The organism is Pedobacter sp. 05T44, from assembly GCF_056395985.1.
The window spans coordinates 95,674-109,459 of record NZ_JBFTKO010000007.1; the positions used below are offsets into that span (position 1 = coordinate 95,674).

Below are 13,786 nucleotides of genomic sequence, written 5' to 3' on the forward strand. Positions count from 1 at the left end.
ATCATGCAGTTAAAAATTACTCTTTTTTTAAAACGCTTTAGCAGAAGGCTCCTATTACTTCTGCTAGGGCTCAGCATCACCTCTCTGGGTCTTGCCCAGGTAAATACGGGGGGCAAGGTAACCGGTTCAATTAACGACGAAAAGGGCCTCCCACTTGTTGGTGTTTCTGTTATGGCTGTTAACGAGTCTACTCAGCTAAAAAAAACCACATCCAGCGATAGTAAAGGTTTATTCACCTTTACCGATCTGCCTGCTGGTAAAGGATATTCATTTATAATCAGTTACGTTGGCTTTCGCACGCAAAACTTAAAGAATTATGAAATTAAAGCCGGCGAGCAAATTTCATTAATTGTGAGAATGCTGGAAGATCAGAGCGACCTGAATGAGGTTGTAGTAGTTGGTTATGGCACGCAGAAAAAAGTGAACCTGACAGGTGCCGTAGCCACTGTAAACACCAAAACGCTTGAAGATCGTCCGATAGCCAACATAACCCAGGGCTTACAAGGAGCCGTTCCCAATTTAAATATCTCCTTTGGAGACGGCAGACCAGGATCAGATGGAAAGATTAATGTACGTGGTTTTACCTCTATTAACAGTGGTGGTAGCGGCGGTAGTCCACTCGTATTGGTTGATGGTGTTCCCGGTTCAATAAACAACCTGAACCCTAAAGACGTAGCGAGCATCTCCGTACTAAAAGATGCCTCGTCAGCCGCTATATATGGTGCCCGTGCCGCTTTCGGTGTAGTTCTGGTAACCACTAAAAACGGGAAGAAAGGCAGAACTACAATCAGTTACAGCAATAATTTTGGTTTTACAGCCCCAACAACAAGTACCGATTTTATGACCGATGCTTATGATGCTGCAAAAATGAACGATGAGGCCTTTATCCGTGCAGTAGGAAATTCATATACAGGTTATACGGACGAGGATTACGCATACCTGTTAAGACGCAGAACCGACAAAAGCCTTCCTGATTACATTATTGACAACAGAAAAGGTAAAGACCAGTATGTTTATTATGGCGATACTGATTGGTGGCATACCATATTCCGTGATAGGCAGACTAGTATGGATCATACCCTATCTGTGTCTGGCGGAAGTGAAAATACTGATTTTCTGTTTTCCGGACGTATGTATCAGAAAAACGGAATGATGCAAATAAATCAGGACAAGTACAAATCCTATAACCTACGTGCTAAAGTAAATACCAAAGTAAACAAATGGTTAACCGTTGGTAATAACTTACAGTTCAACGCTTCTAACTACGATTATCCAGGATGGGGTGTAAATGCCAATTTTGTTTCAGTATCCGTACACGCATTACCATCCTATTTGCCAATGAATCCAGACGGCACAGCAACCTATCGTACAGAACTGAACAACTACACTATTGGCGATGGTCTTTTTGCAGATTTGCTGCATGGCAAATCTAAAGGGAACGAAAAAGAATATGAGTTCATCAACCTATTTAACGTAAATGCTCATTTAGCCGAAGGACTGGAACTAAAAGGTAACTACACCTATACCTTTAAGCCATCGAGCAACTGGGCACGCAGAGCACAGGCACCATGGTCAATATATCCCGGAGTGATCAGTCAGTTTGGGTTTGATCAGTATTATGAAACCAATTACACAAGGCAATCACATGTCGTAAATATATTCGGAGATTATACCAAAACATTAGGCAAACACACCTTCAAAGCATTACTAGGTTATAATCAGGAATTAAATACTTACAAAAGAGTGTTTGCACAAAGAAACGACCTAATATCACAAGACCTAAATGATCTCGATCTTGGATCAGGTGATGTTCTTGCTAATGGAAATGCCAATGAATATGCATTGCTAGGAGGATTCTTTAGGGTAAATTATGATTACGAAGGCCGATATCTTTTAGAAATAAATGGACGTTATGATGGCACCTCTAAATTTCCTCCGGGAAGTCGCTTTGGATTTTTCCCTTCCATTTCAGCAGGATGGCGTATCAGTCAGGAGAAATTCTTTCCCTTAAAAGGAATTGTTGACGAGCTTAAATTCAGAGGATCCTATGGTTCGCTCGGCAATCAGCAAGAAGCAGCAGAATATGGCTATATCCCACTACTATCCCGTGGAACTATAGACTATATAACTGATGGAAAAAAGACTGAATATTTATCCTCTCCAACTCCTATTTCTCCTAACCTAACATGGGAAAGAGCAACTTCTGCAAACTTTGGAGTAGATGCAGGATTTCTGGATAATCGTTTAACTGCTACATTTGATTACTATGTTCGAAATACTTTCGACATGTTAACAGCCGGAAAAACTGTATCCTCGGTTTTCGGTGCTGCTTCACCAAAACAAAATGCAGCAGATTTGCAAAGCAAGGGCTGGGAACTTGCCCTAAACTGGACACAGAACGGCTCATTGGCCGGAAAACCATTTAACTGGAATGTTGGCTTTGGCATATCAGATTACACTGCCGAGATCACCCGATTTGATAATCCAAACAACCTGCTGAGCAACTACTATGTGGGGCAACAAATAGGCGAGATTTGGGGTTATCGTGTAGGCGGTTTCTTCCAAACAGATGCAGAAGCCCAGGCTTATAAAGTAAATCAGGACTATGTTAATCAACAACGCTTAAAAGCACCTGGAAACTGGGCTAAACTATCTGCCGGTGATATAAAATTTCTCGACATCAACGGCGATGGAGTGGTAAATAATGGAAAAAACACACTAACAGATCATGGAGATATGGAGGTGATAGGGAACTCTCTGCCTCGTTATTCTTATGGTATCAACGCAGGATTCAACTGGGGTAACTTTGACCTTTCGGTGATGTTCCAGGGAATAGGAAAACAACAGTGGTATCCTGGAAACAATGCCGATAAATTCTGGGGTCCCTTCTCTCGTCCATATTACTCTTTCGTAGATAAAGACTTCCTAAGTGACGTATGGACTCCCCAAAACCCAAATGCTTATTTCCCAAAACTGCGGGGTTACGAGGCATTAAATGACAGAGGAGAGTTAAATGTTAAAAACGATAAGTATTTACAGGATCTGGCATACATCAGATTAAAAAATCTAACTATAGGATTTAGCATGCCCGAAACCCTATTGAAAAAGATAAAGTTGTCAAAAGTAAGGGTGTATTTAAGTGGAGAGAACCTGTTTACTTTCACCAAACTGCGCTCGAACTATATCGACCCAGAGCAAGCAGCCGGCGATTATAACAATTCTACTGCAGATCCAAACGCAAGGGTATATCCTTTCAGTAAACTTTACTCTTTCGGTTTAGATGTATCCTTTTAACTATTAACTATACTAAGATGAAAAATATAAAAATATCAATAATTGCCCTTTGCATCCTTTTTACGGCATGTAAAAAGGACTTCCTTGACAGGCAACCTTTGGCTCAAATTTCACCTGATGCTTTTTTCAGAACAGAAAGCGATCTAAAACTTTATACCAATTCCTTCTATACTGTTATTCCCTCTGCCGAAGGCATCTATAACGAGGCTGTAGATAACGTGGTAAAGTCCGATCTTGGAGAGCTGATTACAGGAAACCGTACAGTACCTATTTCCGGAGGTGGCTGGACATGGACTGAACTGAGAAAGATCAATTACTTTCTGGAAAATTACGACAACATTATGCCTGCAGAAGCCGGTAAAAAGTATGCAGCAGTAGCAAGGTTTTTCAGGGCATACTTTTACTTCGACAAAGTTTCCAGATTTGGTGATGTACCATGGTACTCAAAAACCATTGCGTTTGAGGACGAAGAGGCCTTATCAAAAGCACGCACACCAAGGGCTCAGGTAATGGATTCTGTACTTGCGGATCTTGATTTTGCCATTGCTAATGCTGATGAGGGCAAGAATGTAGAACGGGTAACTAAATGGACTGCGCTGGCACTAAAATCCAGAATATGTCTTTTTGAAGGTACATTCAGAAAATATCATTCTGAATTTTCGCTACCAGATGCCGATCGTTTCCTGCGCGAAGCCGTTTCAGCTTCAGATCAATTAATGACCACAGGTCCGTATAGCATATATAAATCAACCCCAGAAAAGTCTTACTTCGATCTCTTTGCCTCGAAAGCTGCAATAGATCAGGAAGTTATTTTAACCAGACGTTTTAGTAACGGATTGCAAGTTTGGCATAACTTAAATTATTATACCATTACGGCATCGTATGGCAGGCCGGGTTTAAACAAAAGTCTGGTAAACACCTACCTCATGAAAGACGGCAGCAGGTTTACCGACAAACCGGAATTTAATAAGATCCAATTTTACGAAGAAGTACAAAACCGTGATCCACGCTTAGCACAAACCATCCGTACGCCTGGCTACACGCGTATAGGAAATACCAAAATTTTAGTACCCGAGTTTAATGCCTCAACTACTGGTTACCAGGTTATAAAATACGTAACAAGCGAAGCAAATGACTCATTCAATAAATCTGATAACGATATGCCTATTTTTAGAATGGCAGAGGTATTGCTAAATTTCGCTGAAGCAAAAGCTGAACTGGGAGAAGCAACACAACCAGATATTGACAAATCAGTTAAACTATTACGCGATAGAGTTGCAATGCCCAATTTAAATATTGTTGCTGCAAATGCTAACCCCGATGCTTATCTTGCTGCACAGTATCGAAATGTAAATGGAGGAAACAAAGGTTTGATTTTAGAAGTTAGACGTGAGCGCAGAATTGAACTGGTAATGGAAAGCCTGCGTTGGAATGATCTGATGAGATGGAAAGAAGGACACCTGAATGCAGAACCGTATAAAGGCATGTATTTCCCGGGGCTTGGTAAATATGATCTGGATAAAAACGGGACAACTGATGTGGAAATTTATACTGGCAACAAACCCACAGGACCAGGAGTACAGTTTTTGAAACTAGGAAGTGAGATCATCCTTGAGAACAACACTAGCGGTGGCAACGTATTGGTTAATCCGGGCACACCAAAAACGTTCCGTGAAGACAGAGACTATCTATTTCCAATTCCAATACAAGAGCTTCAGTTGAATGGGAACCTGGTACAAAATCCTAATTGGGAAGGCAAAAATTAATTTATAATAACACATATATGAAAACATATCTTAAACATCTGGTGGTAATTTTGGCCCTAAGTAACTGTAGTATGCTTGCTATGGCAAATAGCACAAATACAGACTCTTTAAAAGTAATGACCTATAACATTCATCACGCAAATCCACCTGCTCAGGAAGGCGTAATTGATCTTCAGGCAATAGCTGATGTCATTAAAAGTCAGTCGCCAGATCTTGTAGCTTTGCAGGAACTGGATGTATTAACTCCGCGAAGCGGTAATGTTGATCAGGTAAAAAAGCTGGCAGAATTAACAGGCATGTATAGTTTCTTTTCAAAAGGAATAGATTACGACGGAGGAGAATATGGTGTAGCTATACTCTCTAAATTTAAAATCAACAAATCTGAGCGTTTCCCCCTTCCGTTTAAAGAAGGACTAAAAGCAGAGCAACGCTCATTGGCAATAGTAAATGTTACACTGCCAAATGGCAGCAAATTGGACTTTGCCTGTACCCATCTTGACCTGAATAATGAGCACCGTTTATTACAAGTTGCCGAGATCAACAAGATATTGGGAAATAGGAAAACAGAGGTTATTTTAGCCGGTGACCTTAACCTTACCGCTACTACCCCTGCTATGGCTATATTGGAGAAACATTTTACCCGCAGCTGCGATCAGAACTGTGCACCTACTATCCCAGATGTAAATCCTGATAAAGAGATTGATTTTATTCTCTTAAAAAAAGGAAGTAAACTTAAGGTTGCCTCTCATCAGGTTATAAATGATATTCATGCCTCAGATCACCTTCCTTTGGTAGTTACTTACTCCAAATAAGAACTTTAATTAAGCGCGTAACTGCATGCGCAGATACGCGCTTAATTATCTCCTACTTCCGATCTTCATAATGTATATTTGTTTTAACTTAAATTTAGATTATGGATTTAAAACTTCAGGGTAAAGTCGCTTTTATTAGTGGTTCTACAGCAGGAATAGGATTTGCAATTGCACACAGCTTATTAAAAGAAGGCGTAAAAGTGATTATCAACGGTCGCGCCGAACGTGGTGTTGCCGATGCCGTTGAAAAATTAAAAAGCCTTGTAAAGGGTGCAGATGTTTCAGGCCTGGCTGCCGATTTCGGAAATACTGAAGAAGTGAATACATTAATCAAAAGCCTTCCCGATATTGATATACTCGTTAACAATGCAGGTATTTTTGAACCAAAACCCTTTGAAGAAATACCGGATGAGGATTGGTTCAGGTTTTTTGAAGTAAACGTAATGAGTGGCATCAGACTATCCCGTAACCTATTTCCAAAAATGCTAAAGAAAAACTGGGGTCGGATCATATTTATTTCAAGCGAATCCGCAGTTTTTATTCCGGATGAAATGATCCACTACGGGATGACAAAAACAGCACAGTTAGCCATTAGCAGAGGCCTGGCCGAGCTTAGTAAGAACACTGGAGTAACAGTAAACAGTATTCTTCCTGGCCCAACTAAATCTCAGGGTGTAGGCACTTTTATTGAAGATTTAGCAAAAGCAGGAAACATTTCGGTTGCCGAAGTAGAAGTCGATTTCTTTAAGAACATGCGTCCAACCTCTTTGCTGCAGAGATTTCTTTCGGTTGATGAAATTGCCAATACCGTTACCTACTATGCAAGTCCATTAGCATCTGGTACAAATGGAGCTGCAATTCGGGTTGAAGGTGGATTGGTAAGATCGATTTTATAAAGAAAAAGCTGTCAAATATTACTTTATCTTACTGATATCAAGTTCCCAATCGTCTGTTCTAAAAGGTGCTACGGGCAAGCCAGCTTTACTAAAAAGGTTACCTAGGCCTGCATTGCTAAATTGGTAGCGAACAGCAACCGGTACTTTTACCAGCTTATTTGAAACAATGATTTTATTTCCTTTTATTTTAACCGTTGCAGGGTGAAACACCTTATCGGCGCCAGCTATAAAAATCTCCTTTGGTTTGTCGCCCTTCAGCATTAATCCTGTTTCGGCGTAATCTAAATCAATCTCTGCATTACTTCCATTTACATTTAAAGAGTTAAAAATCGGGCTTTTATATGCGCTTTTTTTTAAACCGTAAGTCTCGACTAAAGCCAAATTGGCCAACCGCAGACCTACATCCTTCTTATTGGTCGGATGGATGTTTAGTGTATCGCTAACCAAATCTGAAACTACTACCATTCCTGTTTTTTCTGTAGCCAGATTCTTTGTCTGTGCTTCCCTCAATAATGCACCGATATTATAACTATCATACTTATAAGGAGCTATTTGTACATAATAAAATGGGAAATTGTTATTCCAGGCCTTGCGCCAGGCACTTATCATGGTATTCATTAATTCAGTATAACTTGATGCAGTTGTGGTGTTACTTTCGCCTTGGTACCAGATTGAACCTGCTATGTTATAATTAACGAGCGGGGCAATCATTGCATTGTAAGCATAACCTGGGGCAGTAGGCCACCATGGAGCAGGCGTTTTTTTTGCTGCTGCATCCTTTAAAACCGTGTTACCTTCTACTAAATTTTCAGGGGTCCAAACTTCGGCCGGTGTACCGCCCCAATTGCTGCTGATCAGTCCTATCGGTACATTCAAATCCTTATTCAGCTCTTTCCCAAAATAATAGCCTACAGCACTAAATGCCTTTAAGGTATTGCTATCGCAAGCCACCCAGGTACCCTCGGTATTATCCTGAGGTGTTTTTGAAGTTGTTTTAGGTATTCTGAATAGTTTGATATTTAGTTTGCTAAGTTGCGAAAATTCGTTTTTAATGCTTGTAAGTCCATTATTATGACTCCATTCCATGTTAGATTGTCCGCTGCACACCCATACTTCTCCTATAAATATATTTTCGAGTGTAATTTTATTTTCACCTTCAAGCAAAACAGTATAGGGTCCACCTGCTTGTGGTGTTTGAATACTAATTTGCCAGCTTGCATTTCCATCTGTTAATGCTTCTATGGTTTTATTATCCCATGAAGTAGTAATTTTTATCTTTTCACCAGGCAAACCCCAGCCCCAAAACTTAGTGGTTGATTTCTGCTGTAATACCATATTGCTGCCTAATATATTTGGCAAACGGATATTTGCATATAGGGAAAAGGTCAAAAAAGTAAGGATCAGGAATAGTAAGGGTTTTTTCATTTGGTTATATTTACAATGCCTTTAATATATAAAATTATTTATAAAGTAAACTCTCGGTATCATTCAATTCAATTTGAATATCTACAAAATATTGATTTTTCTTTCAAATTTTTAATTATTCTTGCACAAATTAACTATATAGAAATTACTGTTCTTAAATAGGGCTTTAGTATATTTGATAAAACTAAAAAGATATGTAACAAGCTAATATTATAAATTTGCGAAATCTTCAAAATATTTGAGGCATTTAGCACTTAAGAATCTTGAGCCAGAAACCTAGGAAATTTCAAATAGCAGCAAGAGGATAAGTGAAGAGTGCTCACGCGATAAGCGTGGGCTCTGCTTTTCGTTGCGCGGTCTCCTAGGACCTCTGGCTCGGTAAGTGGGGTTCCACGCTTTCTGCGTTTATATCCCTCCTATCAGATTCCATATAATATCAGCCATGATCATTAAATATGGAAGTACTCATAACAATACTTTACGCGCTTATACACCTATATAACACCTGTGAAACACCTGTTATTACTAAGCCTGGACCGAACCATTTATATACTCTAATACAAGAAGCAATGAGTAAGTATATTAATAAAAAAACCGTCTTGATTAAATAAAGACGGTTTTCTAAATTGTGTGTCCTCGAAGGGATTCGAACCCCCATCATCAGAACCGGAATCTGACATTCTATCCATTGAACTACGAAGACAAAGTCCGCAAATATATAAAATTGATTGAATACATTAATGCTTGTTTCAGACATTAACGCATTATCTAACACTAAAAGCAATAATAACTATCATCACCAGAAAAATATAACAATTAGGCTTTAACTATTTAATACAAAACAATATATTTACCTTATCAAGTTCTGTACGGATCAGAAAAATCAATACAACAACAAAGAACCAAACTAACCTAATGAAACTACATTTAACTCTATTGGTAATGATATGCCTTGCAATTGCAAGTTGCAGTAAGAAACCTGCTGAAAACCAACCTGGCGATGATGTTAGTTTAGGCAATGACTCTTTGGTTAAAAGATTAAATCTAAAAATCTCGGATAAACAAAACCTGATCGTTAAAGTATTGGTTTTTAAAGATAGTAAAGGCAGTTATGTAATTGCCGGAGCTAAGGACAAAAAATACTGGATCGGCTATTTTGATGGGTCTGGCAATCAATTAAAGGTTAAAACTTACACCGAAGACCCTACTGAAATTCCAACAGCCAGTGGAACCAAAGTTCAGGTAGGTTATAATTTTTATATCAGAATAAAGGAAGTAAATAAAGTTATTTATATCACCCGGCAAATGAGAGAAAGCCAGATAAATAATGCGGCCGATCCGTTTATTGAAGACTTCACTAAAATTGACATCAACAGCAGTGCAATTACGAATACTTACACCTCCGTAATACCTGGCAAAGATGAGCCTTTCACTTCTGAAATGTTGCCATGGACTAACAGCCTTACCGAGATCACAAAAAGCAAATTAGACGTTGCTGGTAAGATTGTAAGCTCTGTAAATTACATATACAATCAGCAAGGAACCCTGGCAGGAAGTTTTCCTTCTCCAAGAGACCTTAAATACGCTGAAAAGGCCCTTTCTGATTCAGAATATATTCTGGTAACCAGCGATTTTCATTTTGTTTGTAAAAGACTGGCTGATAATTCAGTAAAATACGACATAGATCTTCTTGAAAAAATCGGAGAAATTAGAAGCGGTGTTATTAATGAAATAAAGATTAACAGCAGTTCAATTGAAATCGATTATTCGGTGGTTAATAAAGACGGTGTTAGCATTAATGTAAGAAACGAAATAAGGTCAACAACCGGAGAAGAGCTGTAAAGCCAATACAAGGCACCTTTGGTAATAGAATTGTTATATAATTTATTAAAGAATGGTTTTCTCTTTGATAAATGTTCTATTTGTTAAAAAATAATTATGCCCTCCGTTCAAAAAAAATCTGCCCCACTTTTACTTGTTCTGTTGGCCTTTCTTATCGTTTACGCGGTATGGGGATCAACCTATTTTTTCATTTCTAAAGCTGTAGCCGGCTTTCCACCATTCTTTTTAGGTGCATTTAGATTTATCATTGCGGGCACACTCCTGCTTAGCTGGTGTATTTTAAATGGTTTGCCGGTATTTAATAAAAAGAATATATTTCATGCAGGTATAAGTGGTATACTGATGCTCGGCGTGGGTAATGGAATAGTGATCTGGGTAGAACAATTTTTACCAAGTGGACTGGTTGCCATTATGGTTTCGTCAGCCGCAATCTGGTTTGTGATATTAGATAAGGGCAAGTGGAAAGAAAACTTTAGCAACAAATTTACTGTTGCCGGTTTAATCATCGGCTTTTTAGGTGTAATCCTTTTATTTTGGGAACAGCTAACTGCTAGTTTTTCTGTGCAGCAAGATTCTCGAAATGTTCTGGGAATGATCCTGTTGATTATTGGTCCGATTGGCTGGGCTGGTGGATCGTTGTATTCAAAATATCATCCTGCGCCTGATACTCCTGCATCGGTTTCTACTGCATGGCAGATGTTAATTGCAGGAGTTTTATTTATACCGGGAAGTATGATTGCCGGAGAAATGAATGGTTTTCAGTTTCAAAATGTTTCCGAATCAGCATGGTGGTCAATTGCCTATCTGATCATATTCGGATCAATAGTGGCATTTAGCGCCTATGTATGGCTACTACAGGTTCGCCCTGCAACACAAGTAAGTACTTACGCTTATGTAAACCCTGTGGTTGCGGTATTACTTGCTGTATTTTTTGCAAATGAGATCATAAGCATTATTCAGATAACGGGTTTAATTGTTATTCTGGCCAGTGTTTTACTCATCAACTTGTCTAAATATAAAAAGTCGCCCGTTAAGGCGACTTAATTCATAAACTAAAATTAACCAATATTAATTACCGCTAAATTTGCCTCACGATAATTAATTCTGGTGCTGAACTACAGAATAATACTTTAGTTCAATAATATCATTTGGTAAGGGTTTAGTGTTCCATGATTTGTGAATGGCCAAAGCCGCTCCTACTGCAGTTGCCTGCGCCATAAAGGCTGCAAATACTTCAAGCTCAGGAAATGCAATGGCTAGCAAATTCATAAATATGGCGTTTTTACTAAATCCTCCGTCTACAAATATTCGTTTTACCTTGGTGCCTTTAAGCACCCTGTTTGTAGCTATATATTGCAGATTTACCAGATCTAAAACGAGTTGATGATAAGCTATAATATCTGATGAATAGTCTGCCAGGTTACGCTCTGCAAAAGAAGTAATATCCGATTGGGGCTTATGCTCCAGCTCTTCAATGATCTTTGGATCGTACGGAACAGAGCGATAAGTGATGATGTCTGTACCGAAATGAGCTGCAATTCGTTTCACCTGTTGTTCATGCTCATATCCTGAAAAAAGACGTGATGCTTTAACCGGCTTACCCTCGTATTGCAAATAACAAAGGCAATCATTTTCTAACTCTTCTGCAGTAAGCGGACTAGCGTTAAAAGGGTTAAGGCTAATGCACCATGTACCGGTAGATAATAAAATAAATGGCTCATGGAAATTTACCAGATAAGGCACCAAAGCTGCTGAGCTATCATGAAACCCTGCCCCTACAGCATAATTGTTGCCAGGAAATGCAGCTGGCATTACACTGTTTGAAGGAACAATAGGTGCAAGCTTTTCCAATATACCTTCCTTTTTAACCCATTCATGGTAAGTGCTTTTAGTGAAATCCCATAAATTGGTATGACAGCCAATACTCGTAAGATCAGAATATGCTTCGCCCGAAATCAGATAACTAAGGTATTGCGGCAAATGAAGCGCATACTTTATTCTTTTAAACAGGTCAGGGTTCTCGTACTTAATCCGATACAACTGCATTCCCGAATTCAGGCTCCCCAATACCGGAGATGCGGTGAGATTAGAGAATGCTTCTTTTCCCCCGTAGGCATTATAGAATTGTTCTGTAAGTTCCTCTGGATAGGCTTTCAGATAATTATATAGTGGTGCCAAAGGATTCCCGGCCTCATCTATATAAACAAAGCTGGCACCGTAAGTTGCAAAATTAATAGACTTTATTTCGAAAGCCGGATTTCTAAAAACCTCCCTTAAGGAATCAAAAACAGATAGCCTTAGGCTTTCCAAATTCTCACACGGGTCCCCATCCTCATCTACAGTTTCAGTAAACCGTGCCGATCTCTCAAAAACTATTTTATAGTTCTCATCAAAAAGAAACAGCTTCTTATTGGTCTTACCAACATCGAAAATCGCTATTACAGGGATTGCCTTCATTTTAACTCCCATCAATTACAACCCTGTTGCTACCGTTTTTGCTCCACGGTTTTTAATTAACTCTTGTCGCACATTGAATTTTCTGAAAGCCTGAAGTGGTGATAATGCTGCTCCTGAACGTAAGCGTGCTTCTGCTACCAACGGACGTACGTCTGTTCTGAAAGCCTGCTGTAAGATCTCCTGACTGCGTGCTACATCATTAATAGCTTGTGCTTCCTGTAAAGCAACACGATCAACAGATAGCGCCTGAGCGTAAGCAATCATTATAGCTTCAACAGATTGTAAAAGGTCTTCGAGCGGATCTTTTACATTATGTGATGCATCAATCATCCAACCCAGATCTTCTCTATGATCCATTCCACGGGCATCCATGCCTTCAACAAGTTCATTAAATATAAGGAACAGTTGATACGGTTTAATGCTACCGGCGGTTAAATCATCATCGCCATATTTTGAATCGTTAAAATGGAAACCACCTAGCTTTTCTTCCATCAGCAAAAGCGAAACAATTTGCTCAATATTTGCATTTGGCAGGTGGTGACCAAGATCTACCAAAGTATATGCTTTTGGCCCTAGTTTATTGGCAAATAATAAAGATTGTCCCCAGTCTCCAACAGTAGTTGAATAAAAATTAGGCTCAAAAGCTTTATACTCTACAAATATCTTCCAGTCATTTGGTAAAGCCGCATAAATTTCGCGTAAACTTTCTAAAGTGTTATGGAAGGCTTTTCTGAAATTAAGCTGCCCCGGGAAACAAGATCCATCTGCCAGCCACACAGTAAGTGCTTTAGATCCCAATTCAACACCCTGACGAATAACTTCTATGTTATGGTCAATGGCATGTTTCCTCACTGCTTTATCTACATGCTGTAACGACCCGAATTTATAACTTTGTGCCTGATCTGGCTGATCCTGAAACGTATTTGAGTTCATAGCATCAAAACGTAAACCATGTTGTGCAGCTAAAGCTTTAATTGCATTGGTATTATCAGCAACATCCCATGGAATGTGCAAAGAAATAGCACCGCTTGAGCCATTAAGCTTGTGAAGCAAACCTATATCTTCAATTTTTTCTTCCAGATTTCTAGGCTCACCCCCTGAAGAGAAACGCCCAAATCTTGTTCCACCTGTACCTAAAGCCCAACTTGGAATAGCAATCTGGAAATCTACCAGTTTCTGAATAATACTTTGAGCATTAGAAATTTCTGATGTAATGAAATCAAGCTGACGCTCATGTTTGGCCAAAAGGTCGCTATTATGTGATTCTAATTGATAATTTTCTAGTTTCATCTGT

The 13,786-nt window shown here is 39.1% G+C and carries 9 protein-coding genes and 1 tRNA gene; 6 read left to right on the top strand and 4 right to left on the bottom strand.

All coding sequences use genetic code 11. The annotated features are described in order from the left end of the window. The first annotated feature begins 3 nt into the window (after positions 1-3). The 4 genes from AC1DDK_RS13155 to AC1DDK_RS13170 all read left to right on the top strand — a co-directional run bounded on the left by AC1DDK_RS13155 (position 4) and on the right by AC1DDK_RS13170 (position 6,768). Positions 4-3,294 carry a SusC/RagA family TonB-linked outer membrane protein gene (locus tag AC1DDK_RS13155; protein ID WP_337716425.1) on the top strand — a complete coding sequence of 1,097 codons (3,291 nt, stop codon included), beginning with the start codon at positions 4-6 and terminating at the stop codon, positions 3,292-3,294. A 17-nt stretch (positions 3,295-3,311) separates the two neighbouring features. Beyond that, entirely contained in the window at positions 3,312-5,060 is a 1,749-nt protein-coding gene (locus tag AC1DDK_RS13160) for a RagB/SusD family nutrient uptake outer membrane protein (RefSeq protein WP_337716423.1), read from the top strand. 17 nt (positions 5,061-5,077) lie between these two features. Then, positions 5,078-5,872 carry an endonuclease/exonuclease/phosphatase family protein gene (locus AC1DDK_RS13165; RefSeq protein WP_337716421.1) on the top strand — a complete coding sequence of 265 codons (795 nt, stop codon included), beginning with the start codon at positions 5,078-5,080 and terminating at the stop codon, positions 5,870-5,872. A gap of 101 nt (positions 5,873-5,973) precedes the next feature. Continuing rightward, positions 5,974-6,768, top strand: coding sequence for an SDR family NAD(P)-dependent oxidoreductase (locus AC1DDK_RS13170; protein WP_172659533.1), 795 nt, complete (start codon positions 5,974-5,976; stop codon positions 6,766-6,768). 18 nt (positions 6,769-6,786) lie between these two features. Here the strand turns inward: AC1DDK_RS13170 and AC1DDK_RS13175 are convergent, their stop codons facing one another. Both AC1DDK_RS13175 and AC1DDK_RS13180 read right to left on the bottom strand, forming a co-directional pair. After that, a complete protein-coding gene (locus AC1DDK_RS13175; RefSeq protein ID WP_337716419.1) occupies positions 6,787-8,193 on the bottom strand; it encodes a sialate O-acetylesterase in 1,407 nt (468 codons plus the stop codon). Positions 8,194-8,824: 631 nt separating this feature from the next. Continuing rightward, positions 8,825-8,896 (bottom strand) — tRNA-Arg (locus tag AC1DDK_RS13180). Between the two features lie 212 nt (positions 8,897-9,108). Between AC1DDK_RS13180 and AC1DDK_RS13185 the strand changes: the two genes are divergently transcribed. Both AC1DDK_RS13185 and AC1DDK_RS13190 read left to right on the top strand, forming a co-directional pair. Further along, positions 9,109-10,035 (top strand): hypothetical protein, encoded by a 927-nt coding sequence (locus AC1DDK_RS13185; RefSeq protein WP_288881070.1) that lies wholly within the window; start codon positions 9,109-9,111, stop codon positions 10,033-10,035. A gap of 96 nt (positions 10,036-10,131) precedes the next feature. Further along, positions 10,132-11,079, top strand: a complete 948-nt coding sequence (locus AC1DDK_RS13190; RefSeq protein ID WP_337716417.1) for an EamA family transporter — start codon at positions 10,132-10,134, stop codon at positions 11,077-11,079. Positions 11,080-11,133: 54 nt separating this feature from the next. Here the strand turns inward: AC1DDK_RS13190 and AC1DDK_RS13195 are convergent, their stop codons facing one another. Further along, positions 11,134-12,492: an FGGY-family carbohydrate kinase gene (locus AC1DDK_RS13195; protein WP_172659529.1), complete on the bottom strand. Its 1,359-nt coding sequence runs from the start codon at positions 12,490-12,492 to the stop codon at positions 11,134-11,136. Between the two features lie 15 nt (positions 12,493-12,507). Beyond that, positions 12,508-13,782, bottom strand: coding sequence for a sugar isomerase (locus AC1DDK_RS13200; RefSeq protein ID WP_337716415.1), 1,275 nt, complete (start codon positions 13,780-13,782; stop codon positions 12,508-12,510). Positions 13,783-13,786 lie beyond the last annotated feature (4 nt).